Origin of the sequence: Paenimyroides marinum, from assembly GCF_900108395.1 — a bacterium.
Taxonomy (GTDB): Bacteria; Bacteroidota; Bacteroidia; order Flavobacteriales; family Flavobacteriaceae; genus Flavobacterium; species Flavobacterium marinum.
Genome location: NZ_FNXE01000005.1, coordinates 15355 through 30819 on the forward strand (window position 1 = coordinate 15355; position 15465 = coordinate 30819).

Here is a 15465-nt window from a genome sequence, read left to right on the forward strand (position 1 = left end):
TCTTATTTTTTGATTTTACCCTCTTTGATTTCTTCCGATGGTTTCATAATGATATTATCGGCTGGAGAAAGATTACCGAAGACCTCTGTCAGCGTATCTAAACGAACGCCCTCACTTACGGCAATCCGTTTTACTTCATCGTTGTTCAGCGTTAAAACATAGGTTCCCGATTGCGTATTTAATACGCTCTTGGTCTGCACCCAATTCGACGGGCTTTTACGTTTTAATTTCAGCTTTACCTGTGCATAATCGCCGCCCAGCAATTCGCCCGACGGGTTGCTTACGTCAAATTCCAGTGTAAGCGAACGGTCTTGCTGGTCGAGCAATCCCGATGTGCGGGAAAGTTTGGCATCAAATGTCTTTCCGGGCTGTGAACTGACCGTAAACGTGGCAGGCATACCCTCGTACACCGATGATGCGTGTCGTTCGGGCAGGGATAAGGTCAAGCGGAGCTTATTGCTCTGTGCTATCATAAACAGGGGCGTATTACTTCCTGTACCTGCCAATGCGCCGACCGAAACATTCCGCTCGGTAATCACACCGTCAAACGGTGCTGTAATGCGTAGATACTGCTTTAACTGTGACGAATGTGCCGTACCTGCTTTGGAGGCATCGTAAGCGGATTTGGCACTTTCCATTGCACTTTTAGCCCTGTCCAACTCAATATCCGCTACTGCTCCCGTTGTTTTGGAAGCATCTAACAGCCGCTCATACGCCTGTTTTGCATACAGGTAATCACTGTGTACCTTTTGCTCGTTGGATTTATCGGAAAGGTACTGCTGTTCCATTTCGGGGGCTTCCAGTACCGCCAAAAGCTGACCTTTGCGCACCCTGTCGCCTCTATCTACGTACATCCGTTGTACAAATCCCGTAACTTTTGCATACACCGCTACTTGCTCAAATGGTTTCAGTTCTGCCGGAACGGATATTTCGTATTCGGGATTGATGACCTGTACAGGAGCCGTCTTATAATTCACGGATGTAGGCTGCCCCTTTTGCGCCTGTCCTTTTTCCTGCTCTTTTTGGGAACAGGCTGAAAGCACCAATACCAGCGATGTGGTCAATGCCAGTAGGGTTGTTGATTTTCTATTTATTGAAATGCTTTGATACATTGTAATGCTAATTTTTAAAGTTTATTATATCGTTTATTTACCGGATTGTTTTGCGTAATACCTGCTCTCGCAATCATCAGGGTCTAACGACGGGCTAATGACTTTAGTCCTCGACATCAGGGAAGAAAAGAAATGCGGAACCAATAAAAGGATGGTAACGGTAGAGGCAATCAGCCCGCCGATAACCGCCCTCCCCAAAGGTGCGACCTGCTCTGCTCCATCGCCCAAGCCCATTGCCATTGGCAACATTCCGGCAAGCATCGCTGCTGCGGTCATTATTACAGGTCTTAACCTTGACGAAGCTGCAAGCCTCGAAGCGTTGGCAGGTTTCAGGAGTAATTTTTTGCGGTAATATTCCGCCTGATTGACCAATAATACCGCATTGGAAACCGATACCCCAAGAGACATAATAATACCCATATAGGATTGCAGGTTGAGCGTACTGCCTGTGAGGAATAGAATAATAAGGCTGCCCGCAATTACGGCAGGCAATACGGATAGGATAATCAAAGGCACTTTGAACGATTGGTAATAAGCCGAAAGCATCAGGAATATGGCAATAATGGCTACGCCCAAACCTGCCAAAAGACTGCCCAATGTATCATCCAATAGCTGCAATGTTCCCTCTGTCCAAATGGTTGTACCACGGGGCGGTTCTCCCGCATCTTTAATGGCTTGCTTCACTGCACCGGAAGCCGTACCCAAATCCTTACCGTACACATTGGCAACAATGGTTACATAACGGTTCGGTCCCTTACGGTTTACCTGTGCCGGAGCTGTAGCCCTGCGTATGGTCGCCACATCTTCCAGTACAGGGCGAAGACTTCCTGCTTTCAAAGGAAGCGACCGCAATCTTTCCTCCGACATAATGCCCTCCGGTATCTGTACCTGCGTTTGGAATACCAATCCCGATTTGGGGTCAATCCAAAGGTTCTTGTCCGTAAAACGGGTAGATGAGGTAGCCGTAACAAGGCTGCGGGTAATATCCTGCATCGTCAGCCCGAACTGTCCGGCAAGGTCACGGTTTACCTCGATTTCCATACTCGGATAAGCAATAGGTTCCGCAATGCGGACATCACGCAAATAAGGAACTTTTTTAAGGTTGGCTTCAATCTTTGATGCGTGTGCATACGCACCTTTTACCTGACCTGCACCTACTTTGACTTCAATAGGGGTCATTGCGCCCTGTCCCATAATTTTTTCGGTCAGCTCCATCGGTTCAAAATTGAAAGCGACTTCGGGGTGCTTCTCTATAATCTTTTTACGGACTTTCTCTTTAAAATCTTCCATTGAACCGCCGTACACTTCCTGATTAACGGATATTTGCAGTACCGCTTCGTGTGATGAATTACTGAAAAGGAATATCGGGTTGATAGGCGAACCTGCGGGGTGCATCCCGACAAACGCGGAAGTAATATTTAATCCGTTTTCAGGCAGTTCTGCTTTAATATCTTCGGTAATCTCTTTGACTATCCGTTCGGTTTTTTCAATCCTGCTCCCCTGCGGAGCCTGTATGCGCATCTGAAAATCGCCGTTATTGGAAACAGGCATTACATCCGTACCCACAACGGTCAATAGTAAGCCTGCGATAGCACCTGCCACCAGCAGGTACACTACAAAAAGCGGCGCGGCTTTGGCCCGCCATTTACGCATACGGTAGGAATAGTTGACACGGAACTTATCAAAGAAAGCCCGCTTTCTCGGCGTATTGGCTTCTGTGTTGTGCTTGTTCTTCATCATCCAGTTTGCCAGTATCGGCACAAAGGTCTGCGAAGCCAAAAAGGAGGCAATCATTGCAAAAGCGACTGCCATCGACAAAGGCATAAACATATCTTTGGGTATGCCCGTCATAATAAAGGCAGGGGTCAGTACCGCAAGAATACAGAGCAATATCAGCAATTTAGCGATAGAGATTTCAAGCAGGGCATCTACAATAGCCCGCTGTTTGGGCTTGCCCATTTCCATATGCTGGTGTATATTCTCTATCGTTACCGTGGCTTCATCTACGAGAATACCGATGGACAGGGCAAGACCGCTCAACGTCATAATATTGATGGTCTGCCCGAAAAGATACAATGTCGTAACTGCCGTAAGAATGGCAATCGGAATAGTAAATACAACAATGATGGCTCCCCGTGTATCGCCTAAGAACAATAATATGACCAATCCTGTGAAAACCGCTCCCAATATCCCCTCGTGGATAAGGTTGGAAAGTGAGCGTTCGATATAACTCGATTGGTCAAATTCATAGCTCACCTTTACATCTTCGGGCAACTGGTCTTTCAGCATAGGAATGGCAGCCTTAAGGTTCTCCACAGCATCCAATGTGGAAGCATCCGCCTTTTTAATAATAGGCAGGTAAACCGAACGTTTGCCGTTTATCAAAGCGTAACCTACGGTCTGGTCTGCGCCGTCTTCTACACGGGCAACATCGCCCACATATACGGTACGGTTATCACTTGTTTTTACAGGGGTCTTCAATAGCTCGTCCGGTCCTTTGGCGATGGAGTTAATGGGAGCCATCAGGTTTTCATCGCCTATGCGGATATTTCCGGCAGGCGACGGAAGACTGTTTTTAGTAATGGCTACTGTAATATCTTCGGGACTTAACCCGTTCGCCTGCATCGCTTCGGGGTCAATGTTAATGACAATGGAACGGATGTTACCGCCAAAAGGCGCAGGGGAAGTAATACCCGGAATTTGTACGAACATCGGTCTGATTTTGGTCAGTGCCAATGTCTGTATTTCATTAACGGAACGCTGGTCGCTTTCAAAAACAAGGTTACCTACCGGAAGCGAACTGCCATCGAACCGCACCACCATCGGGGGAACGGCTCCGGGCGGCAGGAAGCCCATTGCCCGTGAAACGGACGTTGATACTTCCCCGGCAGCCTGTGACATATCGGTTCCGGGATAAAAGGTCAGCTTCATCAGGGTTAAGCCCTGCACACTTTTAAAATCAATATTTTTTACGCCACTCACGAACAGGAGTACCTTTTGGAACTCGTTTGCCATAAAGCCGTCCATATATGCGGGGGACAGCCCACCGTAAGGCATAGCAACGTACATCGCAGGCAATTCCACTTCGGGAAATATATCTACGTTTATTTTTTTTACGGTATTGTAGGAAAAGAAAGCTATCGCAAGTACGACAACCATAATCGCAATAGGCTTTCTTAATGCAAATCTTATAATGTTCATATACGATTAATTAAAGGTTGTTAAACAAAAAGTCGAAATCGGCAGTAAGCTCCGCTTCGTAAGCCAGCAATACCCAATAATCACGGGAAGCCTCGATATGGGCGTTCTCCGCCTGTTCGAGCAAGATGCGTATCTGTAACAGTTCGCTCAACGTGATTAATCCACTTTTGTACCTTGCGAGGTACATATTGTATGCATCCTGCGACTGCTGTACGGCAAGCCTTGTTTTCTGGAGTTGTTCATACTGCTGAATTATTTTTGCCTGCGAAGCGGATAAATCCGCCTGCATCGCCTGCAGGTACTGTGAATGCAATAATTTGGTGCTTTCCGCTTCTTTAAAAAGCTGCTCGCCTTTCATACGGTTGGTATGCAGGCTGGTCAAATTCCACGTAATGGCGATACCCGCCAAAAAATTATTGGTCGTATTATTAAAGCCGTCTTTCCAGGCTCCCGATACTGTTCCGTTAGGGCTGATGCCCGTACCCCGATAAGCATAACCGCCCAACAGGTTGATAGCGGGCAGAGAAGACCTTTTTTGCGCTTCTCCGCTCAACGTGTAATACTCCGATTGCTTATCCAAAGCATCTAAAATGGGGTGCGTGGGATTAATGGTATTGACCTTGTTTAAGCCATTTTCTGCGGGGTTGCCAAAGCGGTTGGCAGATGCGGTATAATTAATGGTATCATTGCCGTACAGTTCCAATAGCTTGATGTATGCGGCATTTTTAAAGCCAAACCATTTATCGTGTTCGCCCATTGCCTGCACATACGATGATGATGCGAGCAGGCTGTCTGCCGCAGGTCGTAAACCGGAAGCGGACAAGCCCGACGTTATTTTACGAATATCGTCCAGGCGTTCTGCATTCTTCTCTGCCCATTGCAGTTTGGCATCATTGTATAACAGACCAATGTACCTTTCGGATAATGTCTTTTTCAGGTTGAGCAAATAAGCATCTTTATCACTGACCGATTTGTTATACAATGCGCCCGCAGCCTCGTTCTGCTTGCGAAGCTTTCCAAAAGAAAACACTTCCCATTGAACAATGGCGGAGCCAAAGGTATTGGCAGCCGTAGAACTACCGTCCCGTGGTACTGCCGAACCGCTCACATTGAAAAAGCCTGCCTGAGGGAAAAACGCTCCTTCGCTTCCCTCGTAAGTTCCGTAAGTATTCTGTGCCTGTGCGTTTACCTGTGGGAGCATCTTGCCCTTAACCGCCCGTCGGTTGAACTTGGCGGCATCAATCGCCGATGTTTTTGCCCCAACGCCCGGATAGTTTTCTTGGACTTTAGACCACAGGCTGCCTAAAGTATGTTCCTTTTGTTGCTGTGCATATAGTGGAAACGTAGCAACAATGGCTAACCACAATAATGTGGTTGTCCTAATATGTTTTATCATATTACTCTACAAATTTTGGACAGGTCGCAAGCGGCGACCTTAGATTATTTTAAAATGAAATCAATAGAAATTCGTCCCGTTGAACAGGTGCGATCAACAGGGAAAAAGGGAATTAGCAGGCGTGATGAATGATAAGTTTCCGGTATTCCAAAAAGAGAGGAATAGAACTCCGGATTTTCCCGCTACGACTGTAAAGCGGGTGTTTGCTTTCTTTGCTTACAGGGCGTAAGCCGAATAGAAAAAAGAATGCAGCCGTAAAGATAACGGCAGGCAGTAAATCGTTCGCATTGAAAGAAACCTTTTGAACGATTTGTGTATCTGAAGCATCAAACTGCGCACATTTTTCAAGTGTGTTTGTAGAAAAATTGTGGCTGGCTTTGGGTACGCTCCGTTCTGTTTTGGTGGGAATACCAGCTAATGTTTTGACACTTGCTTTAACGGCACAAGATGAAAATAACACCAAAAATACCGTAGCGCATACGAACAGGTATCGCTGAAAAGTATTTGTAATATTTCGTAAGGTGTTATTCATCAATTAACAAAAGTAATTCTAATTAAGTAAGTGAGCAAGTAACAAAATTGTGTTTATGATTTTATTAACACGAAAGACGGTGAATTTGGTTGCATTTTGCCTATAAGCCATATCTATTTCAATTTAATGTAAAAGAGGTGTTTTCAGCACCTCTTTTCGATGTTACAATTTATTATTTAACCAATTCATTCTTTTTTTCTATCCATTCGTTGATACCTCCTGAATACATTTTAAGGTTTTTTACACCGTTTCTTTTCAGTATGGAATATGCCATTGCAGCCCGTACCCCGCTTTGGCAATGCACAATAACAGGTTTGTCTTTGCTGATTTTGTCTAAATTGTTTTCCAGCGAAGTCAGTACCATATTTTCCACGCCTTTGATATGTCCGTTATGGTATTCGCTTTCGGTGCGCACATCGAAGATTTGCACATCGTTTTTACCTAAATGCTTTTTCAGTTCTTCGGCGGTAACAAGGTCTGATTTTTCCAAACTCACGTTCATTTTATCCAAGTCGGTTACAAAGCCGTAGATATTGTCCATCCCGATACGCATCAGCTTACGGGTTACATCTTCCGTGTGGCTTTCATCGGTTATCAATATGATTTGCGGTTGATAATCTACCAAAGAGCCTACCCAAGTGGACAGTAATTTTCCGTTTTCAATATGCAGGCTACCTGTAATGTGTCCTTTGGCAACCTCATCTTTGCTTCGGGTATCAATAATCAGCAATTTGTTATCTATGGCTTTTTGAAATGCTGTCTGGTCGAGCTTCGGGTGTATGGGAACCTGTACCAGCAAAGGGCGTTCTACTTTATTAAGGTGCTTCATCACGGCAAAATATTTGGGCGGGGTCGGCTGTCCGTCCAAGATGTATTGTACAAATCCTTTTTCATCATTTTTAAACTGAAAGGCTTTGCTGTTCTGCTTTTCTTCCTTTAAGGTTGAGTGCGGAATGGTGCTTAGGCTTTTACCGCAAAATGAACCTGCTCCGTGTCCTGCCCATATTTCCAAATCATCGGGCAGTTTGGAAAATTTTTGGATGGAAGCATACAACTGTTTTGCACCTATCTCCTGCGAGCCGACCTGTCCGGCTGCTTTTTCCAATAAGTCGGGACGACCTACATCGCCCACAAAAATAAAATCTCCGGTAATGGCTCTTTGAGGCGTAGCGGGAACTTTGGTATCGCTTACCAAATAAGTAATGCTTTCGGGCGTATGTCCGGGTGTGTGCATTACTTTCAGTGCTACCTGCCCGATTGTAATAACGCTTCCGTCTTTCAGCCCTGTGTGCGGAAACTCGTATTGCCAGTCTGTTCCGCCCTCGTCGGACAGGAACAGCCCCGCACCTGTAACGGCTGCCAATTCACGGGAACCGCTTAAAAAATCGGCGTGGATGTGCGTTTCAGCTACTTTGGTTATGTTGAGGTTATTGGTTTTGGCAATTTCCAAATAGGTATCTATATCCCGCTTCGGGTCAATAACAATGGCTTCTTTGGTCTGCAAATCGCCTATAACAAAACTTGCCTGTGCGAGCGTTTCATCATATACACGCTCAAAAAAATAGCTTTGTGCTTGCAATTTATTTTCTTGTAAGAACAAGATTACAAATAAGGTTATGATAGTCGTAAACTTTGCTTTCGTTAGCATAATCAAACATTTTTAGATATTCTCAACCTGCAAATTTAAACTATCTGTTTCCCCTGTACTGTAACTTTTGTTACATAACGTAAATGATTGGCGGCGCTTCTTCCTGTCATTCTTCAATTGATAGGTCACATTCAGGAACATATTGTTTTCATATAACCTAATATTGCCCGATGCAGCGGGAACGGCAAACCGGATAAGGTAAATGTAGCCGACATCAAATTTCAGGTTGGGTAAAACGCTATATTCAATGTTCATACCTATCCTGTTATGGTCGGGAATATATTCGGCAGACGTTCCTGCTATGTTGATAAAGAACTCGTCAAATACGGTTAGTTTAAGGAGTTCGGTTATTTCATACCGACCGCCGAAACGTGTGCGGAACCTTGTGATGTTAGGTTGCTGGTTATGGATAATACGATATTCCAAAGCATTCCTGTTGATGAGGTAAATATGCCTGAAAATGCTGTGCTGCAATTCTTCCGCTACTGAAACCCGCACTTCGCTATTGGGTGCTGCTGTTTCATCCGCCTTGTTCTGTATAATGCGGTAATTGGAAAAATAGGCAAACGGCGAAACGGAAAACTTCAGGTTTTGATTATGCTGATAGTGTACCCAACTTCTGAATGTAAACATCAGCTTGTTATCCAGCATATTCCCGTTTTGAAATCCGCTTTGCCGCCTGTGCTGAAACTCAGCATCCGTCTTTATTTTTTCTTTCAAAGAAATGCTCAACGTATTGCGGAACCAAGCATTATTATGATGCTGTGCGGTTAAAGTTTGGGCAATAGCAACCCATATTGCTGTTATCAGCAATTTTTTAAACCCAAACATAAAATGTTATTAATGTGGTAGTTTCTCTCTTCGTAAGCCGTACACCCAAGTGCCTGCAATGGCACTTAATAAGGTAACGGCGACAACGGTAGCACCTGTCCCGATTTGTGCAAACAACGGGCCGGGGCAAGCTCCGGTCATAGCCCATCCCAAGCCGAAAATAAGACTGCCATAGATTTGCCCTTTATTGAATGTTTTGGGCGCAATTTTAATGGGTTCGCCGTAAATGGTTTTGATGTTGAATTTCTTTATCAAGAAAATGGAAATCATACCTGTTATGACCGCACTCCCGATGATGCCGTACATATGGAATGATTGCAGGCGAAACATTTCCTGTATGCGGAACCAGCTTATGACTTCCGATTTTACGAAGACAATACCGAACAATATTCCGATGACCAGGTATTTGAAATTATGATACCATTTGTGTTCCAAACGGCTTTCGTTTACACACATCGCATCCAGTTCACGAAGCTGTAAATCTTTTTCTGTGTTTATGTTTTGTTGCATTGCTTGTCGGGGTTACATTGATAGAATAGTGGGTAAAATAAGGTTTGCCATAATGAAGCCGCCAATCAAAAAACAGATGGTGGCAATCAGTGAGGGTAACTGCAAATTGGACAAGCCCATAATGGCGTGTCCGCTTGTACAACCGCCTGCATAGCGTGTGCCGAAGCCTACCAAAAAGCCTCCGCCTACCATTAGTATAAGACCTTTCAGCGTAAATAAAGACTGCCAATTAATGATGTCTTCGGGGATTAGGTTGCTGTAATCGGTAATACCGTAGCCCGCTAATTCTGTTGCCAGCTTTGGATTGACTTCAATAGGATTTGGATTGGACAACAGGCTTATGGCAATGGCTCCGCCCAAAAATATCCCGAACACGAAGAACAGGTTCCATACTTCTTTTTTCCAATCGTATTTAAAGAACGGGATATTGGCAGGCATACAGGATGCGCATATATGCCGTAGTGAGGAACTGATGCCAAATGATTTGTTACCGACGATTAAAAGTAAGGGTACGGTAAGCCCGACCAATGGGCCAGCAACGTACCAAGCCCACGGCTGTTTCAAAAATTCTAACATTTATATTTTTATAAGTTTTCGTTAATCAATCTCTCTAATTCATTTGCCGGAAAAATACCGGATTGCCGCCAGCGTACTTCTCCTTTTTTAAATATAATGAGCGTAGGTACGCCACGTACCTGATACGCTGTTGCTGCCTGCGGGTTTTTGTCCACATCAATTTTGATGATGTTTGCATCATCGCCCACACGCTCTTTTAATTCTTCGAGAATGGGCGACATCATTTTGCAGGGGCCGCACCATTCGGCAAAGAAATCTACCAATACAGGCTTATCACTGTTGATTATCTCCTGAAACGTCATATTGTTTTTTGTCTTTTTTAAATGTTGATAATAGCAACCCGCCCATTACCGCTCCGTACAGGGTACTGTTTACAGGGTTGGAAGTAATGGCGCAACTGCCCGTACTGCACCCGATAAATTTCCAATAGAAATATCCTGCGACCGCACCGATAGCCACGCCTGTTATGGTAATCAAATGTTTTTTAGCGAACTTCCTCATACGTTATATCTTCTGTCTTTTTATTGCTTCTCGGAACAGATGTACTGCAACCCGAAACACCGCAACAGCCTATATTCATCAATGGCATTAGGGAGAACAAACCGCCCAATCCTACAATCAACCATTCTTTTGTCATTATGCCCTGTACAACAATGAAGATGCCCAATGCCAATCGAAGCACCCGCATAAAGCTCCAGTTTCTTAAATAGTTTCTCATTCTCGTTTCTTTTTAAATGTGCTGATGCCAAAGGGCAGGTACAACGGGCAAAAGCTGATGAACGAGGTAAGTACAAAAGCTACTGCCACTATGCCCAATATGATGGCTAATGTTCCCGAAATGGTATTTGTGAAGTACAAAACACCAATGACAACCGCAATGAGTATGCGGATTGCCTTGTCTGCCATTCCCATATTCTTTTTCATACCTGTTTGTTTTCTTGGTTGACCACCTGATTTACGTTTTGCCACGTTCCACCGTTGATGACATCCTGAAAGCCGTTCTGCTCCAAGATGTTTTTCGCCTGCCCGCTCCTGTTCCCGCTACGGCAGAAGACAACAATGTTCTTCTTGACGATGAACTTCGACAGTTGTTCCTCCACTTTATCCAACGGAATGTTGACCGCTCCCTTTACGCTTCCCTCCGCAAACTCGGCGGGTGTGCGCACATCGACAAGGAAAGCTCCGTTTTTTACCGCTTCCGTAAGCTGGCTGTTATCTGTATTGCCGAATATGGCTGAAAAAAATCCCATAGTTTTAAATTTTAAGCGTTCGTACACGATGCCTCTTTGCACCCGGTTGTTTTACCCTCTGCCGCTAACCATTCTTTCATCCCGCCGGAAAAGTTCTTGACGTTTTCAAAACCGTTCTTGGCAAGGATGGAATAAGCGACTGCCGAACGGTCGCCCGCCTGACAGTGAATGACCACCTGTTTGTCCTTACTGATTTTATCGAGGTTGTCCGGCAGGGTTCCGACAAAGACATTGTCTGCACCCTCTATGTGTCCTGCCTCATATTCGGTCACGCCCCGAACATCGACTATCTGCACATTGTCCTGTCCGATGTAGGTCTTAAATTCGTCCAAATCAATTACGTCTGCGCTCTGGAGGGCAATGCCCATATCGCTTACCTCTGAAATGTAGCCGTAAATGTTGTCCAAGCCGATACGCATCAGCTTACGGGTCAAATCTTCCATCTGGCTGTCTTCGGCAATCAGAATAAACTGCTCCTGATAGTTCAGCAGCCAACCGCACCACGTAGAAAAAGAGTTGTTGCCCTGAATGTTCAGGCTACCGGGAATAAAGCCACCTGCGAAATCTACCTTATTGCGGGTATCTATTACCCTGATACCTTTTTCATAGGCAGAAACAAACTGCTCTCTGGATAGCTTCGGGTGCTTCGGAACTTCTATCAGTAGTGGACGGTTAACTTTGTTCAGGTGCTTCATCATCGCAAAATATCTCGGCGGTTCCGGCTGGTCGGCTAACAGGTATTCGGTAAACCCGTTTTCATCTGCTCCATACTGGAACGCCCAATTGCGGATTTTTTCATACCCTACGGTAGAGCTATGCACCGCTCCCAAAGACTTGCCACAGGCGGAACCTGCCCCGTGTGCCGACCATACCTGAACGTATTCGGGAAGTGCGGCAAACTTTTTCAACGATTGGAACATCTGTTTGGCTCCGGCTTCCTTTGTTCCGAGAAGCCCTGCGGCTTTTTCCAGCAAATCGGGACGACCTATATCGCCAACAAATACAAAATCGCCTGTGAACACCATAACGGGCTTGTCCGTTGCGGGGTGGTCGGTCAGTAAGAAGCTGATGCTTTCGGGCGTGTGACCAGGTGTGTGCATAACCTCCAATGTGAGGTTGCCCACCCGGATGATGTCGCCGTCTTTCAGCCCTTTGTGCGGGAACTGGTATTGCCAGTCTTCGCCGCCCTCGTCAGACAGGTACATTGCTGCCCCCGTTACCGCCGCCAGCTCCCTTGAACCGCAAAGAAAGTCTGCGTGTATGTGGGTTTCGGCAATGTGCGTGATGCGCAGGTTGTTCTGCTTGGCAATGTCGAGATATACATCAATATCCCTTTGGGCGTCTATTACGACTGCCTCGCCCGTAGCCTGACAGCCTATTATATAGCTGCCCTGTGCCAAACTCTTATCATAAACGTGTTGAAAAAACATACTGATTTATTTTTATCGTTATCATTCTTTTTGTTACTGCAAATTTCCGTTACTTATTTTTCCCGTACAGCTACTTTGGTTACATAAGGACGGGAAGATTACATTTTCCCTTTCATCATTTTGTTCCAGTACATATAGGGAAGCATATATTTCTTTAGCAGCCACAACCGCCAATGCTCTTTGTAGCTGTTGAACACCAGCATAAACTTCAGCATCGGGTCGGGTGTGAACTCATTCTTGTAATTAAATTCTGCGAGTGTCATTTTACCGTACCCTGTAACCAACGGGCAGGACGAATACCCGTCGTAGGACTTATTGTCTGCGGGCTTATGGGCAAGTAGTTTCAGGATATTATCTACGACAACGGGAGCCTGCTTGCGAATGGCTGCACCTGTTTTCGCCGTTGGCAATGCCGCTACGTCGCCCAATCCGAAAATGTTAGGGTATGTTTTATGTTGCAGGCTGTTTATATCCACATTCAGCCAACCTGCTTCATTGCACAAGCCCGATTTTCTTACCAATTCGGGCGCAACCTGCGGGGGAGCCAGATGCAGGAAATCAAAGGGTATTTCAATGACGGACTGCCCCTGTATCTTTTCGCCCAACACGTTGCCCTCGTTGACCACGCACTTGTTTTCATCGGGTGCGATGTTCTGGAAATAGGCAATCTTCTTATCGGGGTCAATCTTTACCGGGGCATAGAATGGCTTGAAATGAATGTTGTACCGATGGATGACTTTCATCAGTGTTTCTGCGATTACCTTTACGCCGAAAATGACCGAACCCGGCGTGGCGAACACGACATTTGTTTTTTTATCCAATCCTTTCCTTTTGAAATAATCTGCCGCCAGGTACATAATCTTCTGCGGTGCGCCGCCACATTTGATAGGCGTGGTGGGTTGCGTAAAAATGGCGTTTCCGCCTTTGAAATTCTGCAAACATTTCCAAGTGTATTCGGGGTCTATATAGTTGCTGCAAACCACGCCTTTGGCAAGGGCTTCCTCTAAGCCCGCTATCATCGAAAGGTCGTACACAAGCCCCGAAGCAACGACTAAGTAATCATAACCGATGCTGCCGCTTTTTTCCGTTGCTACCTTGTTTTCTTCGGGCAGGAATGCGGTTGCCTTATCTTTAATCCATTCCACGCCGGAGGGAATGAGCGATGCCTCCTGCCTTATAGTGTTCTCCATTTTGTAAGTGCCTGCACCTACCAATGTAAAAGCAGGCTGGTAGTAATGCTTTTCGGAGGGTTCTATAATGGCAACGGATAAATCCGGTCGCTTGTTCTTTAATTGCGCAGCAGTCATAATACCGCCCGTACCTCCGCCAATGATGAGTATTTGAAAATGCTTTTCCATAATGACAATGATTTTAGTGTAACAATGTTTCCTTGATAACTATATAGATGCCCATAACCAGCACAAACCAACCGAAAGCGGGCTTTAGCTTGTTCGCTTTTATTTTAGTAGAAAGGTAGCTGCCTATGAGGATGCCGATAATGGCAATAGCGGCAATGCTTAGTAAAAATCCCCACTGTACGGAAGTGTGGGACAGGGAAAACAAAAAGCCCATTAATGAATTAATGGAAATGATAACCAATGATGTGCCTACGGCTGTTTTCATTGGCAATTTCAGCAGGTTTACCAAAGCGGGTATTATCAGGAAGCCGCCACCTGCGCCAATCAGCCCCGTAATCACGCCGATAAAAATTCCCTGTAAGAGAATTTGCAGGTAATTGAGAGGTTGTTTTTGCAGAGCTTCCTCATTTTTCTGCCTTTCTTTCTTTATCATACTGTACGATGTTACAATCATCAGTACGGCAAAGAGCAGCATCAACAGCATATTCTTGGTTACGGTGTAGCTCCCGATAGTGAAGACGTCCTGCGGGATAGCGGGAAGCAGGTACTCCCGTGTCAGAAAAATGGCGGCAATGGACGGAATACCGAAAACAATGGCTGTTTTGATATTGACCAATCCTTTTTTGAAATAGGAAAATGAACCGACAACGCTCGTTGAGCCAACGATGAAAAGAGAATAGGCGGTTGCCAATACTGCATCAAGGCTGAACAGGTAAACGAGTACCGGGACGGTAAGGATGCTGCCCCCGCCGCCGATTAGCCCTAAAGAAATACCAATAAAAATTGATGCTGAATACCCCGCTATATCCATAGATTTCTGAATTGATACTGCAAATTTGCACCAATCCAAAAACCTGTACAGTTACATTTGTTACATAAGCGTGATTTTGTTCCTGCCCAATCGAACCGTTCCCATTTCTTCCAATTGTTTCAGCAGCCTCGATACGACTACACGGGCAGTACCCAATTCATTGGCTAATTGTTCGTGGGTAATGTTCAGGATATTATTTCCTGTAAGTTCCTGCTTCTTGCGCAGCAGAGCCAATAGGCGTTCATCAATCTTTTTAAAAGTGATGGCATTGACAATCTCCAGCAGTTCCTCGAAACGTTTGTGGTATAAACGGAAAATATAATCCAGCCATTGCGGATATTCCTTGATGAACAGGGCTACTTTATCCATAGGCAGAAAAAGGATTTCTGCATCCTCTTCCACTTCTGCTTTGACCTTGCTTGTTTCATTGTGCATACCACCGAGGAATGACATAATGCAGCTTTCCCCGGCTTTGATGTAATACAGTAGAATTTCCCTGCCATCTTCTTCTGTCCGGACAACTTTCAGCGTTCCTTTGGTTACGATGGGGATAGAACGAATAGAAGCGTTTTCGTTCAGGATGACACTTCCGGCTTCATATTCTTTTTTTATACTGTTTTCATAAAGTTTCCCCACCAATTCAGGAGAGGATTTAAATTCTGTTATCTGTTCCAATGGTTCCATCTGCAAATTTTTAAGGGTTACTTATTCATAACACGGTTATATTCTACGAATTACCATATTAAAATACGTAACCTGCAAATTTACACTATCTGCTTGCTATATACTGTAACTTTTGTTACAAAATGA

At 45.0% G+C, this 15465-nt stretch carries 17 protein-coding genes; all 17 read right to left on the reverse strand.

Going from position 1 to position 15465, the window contains the following annotated elements:
• Positions 1-2: 2 nt before the first annotated feature.
• The 17 genes from BLW20_RS02775 to BLW20_RS02855 all read right to left on the reverse strand — a co-directional run bounded on the left by BLW20_RS02775 (position 3) and on the right by BLW20_RS02855 (position 15339).
• On the reverse strand, positions 3-1112 hold the full coding sequence (locus tag BLW20_RS02775; protein WP_091096108.1) for an efflux RND transporter periplasmic adaptor subunit: 1110 nt from the start codon (positions 1110-1112) through the stop codon (positions 3-5).
• A gap of 33 nt (positions 1113-1145) precedes the next feature.
• Positions 1146-4313 (reverse strand): efflux RND transporter permease subunit, encoded by a 3168-nt coding sequence (locus tag BLW20_RS02780; protein WP_091096110.1) that lies wholly within the window; start codon positions 4311-4313, stop codon positions 1146-1148.
• 10 nt (positions 4314-4323) lie between these two features.
• Complete coding sequence (locus BLW20_RS02785; RefSeq protein WP_091096112.1) at positions 4324-5709, reverse strand: TolC family protein; 1386 nt, start codon at positions 5707-5709, stop codon at positions 4324-4326.
• 112 nt (positions 5710-5821) lie between these two features.
• Entirely contained in the window at positions 5822-6241 is a 420-nt protein-coding gene (locus tag BLW20_RS02790) for a hypothetical protein (RefSeq protein WP_091096115.1), read from the reverse strand.
• Positions 6242-6413: 172 nt separating this feature from the next.
• Positions 6414-7889, reverse strand: coding sequence for an MBL fold metallo-hydrolase (locus BLW20_RS02795; RefSeq protein ID WP_091096117.1), 1476 nt, complete (start codon positions 7887-7889; stop codon positions 6414-6416).
• A 12-nt stretch (positions 7890-7901) separates the two neighbouring features.
• The gene (locus BLW20_RS02800; protein ID WP_091096119.1) at positions 7902-8720 is read right to left on the reverse strand and encodes a DUF2490 domain-containing protein; all 819 of its coding nucleotides are present in this window, start codon (positions 8718-8720) and stop codon (positions 7902-7904) included.
• 9 nt (positions 8721-8729) lie between these two features.
• A complete protein-coding gene (locus BLW20_RS02805) occupies positions 8730-9230 on the reverse strand; it encodes a DUF6691 family protein (protein WP_091096122.1) in 501 nt (166 codons plus the stop codon).
• Between the two features lie 12 nt (positions 9231-9242).
• A complete protein-coding gene (locus BLW20_RS02810) occupies positions 9243-9806 on the reverse strand; it encodes a YeeE/YedE family protein (protein ID WP_091096124.1) in 564 nt (187 codons plus the stop codon).
• Between the two features lie 8 nt (positions 9807-9814).
• Positions 9815-10108: a thioredoxin gene (gene trxA / locus BLW20_RS02815; protein WP_091096126.1), complete on the reverse strand. Its 294-nt coding sequence runs from the start codon at positions 10106-10108 to the stop codon at positions 9815-9817.
• On the reverse strand, positions 10080-10307 hold the full coding sequence (locus tag BLW20_RS02820; protein WP_091096128.1) for a DUF6132 family protein: 228 nt from the start codon (positions 10305-10307) through the stop codon (positions 10080-10082). The genes trxA and BLW20_RS02820 overlap by 29 nt, the downstream gene beginning before the upstream one ends.
• Positions 10291-10524 (reverse strand): hypothetical protein, encoded by a 234-nt coding sequence (locus BLW20_RS02825; RefSeq protein WP_091096130.1) that lies wholly within the window; start codon positions 10522-10524, stop codon positions 10291-10293. Before BLW20_RS02825 ends, BLW20_RS02820 begins: the two co-directional genes overlap by 17 nt.
• Positions 10521-10730 (reverse strand): YgaP family membrane protein, encoded by a 210-nt coding sequence (locus BLW20_RS02830; protein ID WP_091096132.1) that lies wholly within the window; start codon positions 10728-10730, stop codon positions 10521-10523. The genes BLW20_RS02825 and BLW20_RS02830 overlap by 4 nt, the downstream gene beginning before the upstream one ends.
• Positions 10727-11056, reverse strand: coding sequence for a rhodanese-like domain-containing protein (locus BLW20_RS02835; RefSeq protein WP_091096134.1), 330 nt, complete (start codon positions 11054-11056; stop codon positions 10727-10729). Before BLW20_RS02835 ends, BLW20_RS02830 begins: the two co-directional genes overlap by 4 nt.
• 11 nt (positions 11057-11067) lie before the next feature.
• Positions 11068-12486: an MBL fold metallo-hydrolase gene (locus BLW20_RS02840; protein ID WP_091096136.1), complete on the reverse strand. Its 1419-nt coding sequence runs from the start codon at positions 12484-12486 to the stop codon at positions 11068-11070.
• A 98-nt stretch (positions 12487-12584) separates the two neighbouring features.
• Positions 12585-13844: an NAD(P)/FAD-dependent oxidoreductase gene (locus tag BLW20_RS02845; protein ID WP_091096138.1), complete on the reverse strand. Its 1260-nt coding sequence runs from the start codon at positions 13842-13844 to the stop codon at positions 12585-12587.
• 13 nt (positions 13845-13857) lie between these two features.
• Complete coding sequence (locus BLW20_RS02850) at positions 13858-14655, reverse strand: sulfite exporter TauE/SafE family protein (RefSeq protein ID WP_091096141.1); 798 nt, start codon at positions 14653-14655, stop codon at positions 13858-13860.
• 60 nt (positions 14656-14715) lie between these two features.
• Positions 14716-15339 carry a Crp/Fnr family transcriptional regulator gene (locus BLW20_RS02855; RefSeq protein WP_091096143.1) on the reverse strand — a complete coding sequence of 208 codons (624 nt, stop codon included), beginning with the start codon at positions 15337-15339 and terminating at the stop codon, positions 14716-14718.
• Between the last annotated feature and the right edge of the window lie 126 nt (positions 15340-15465).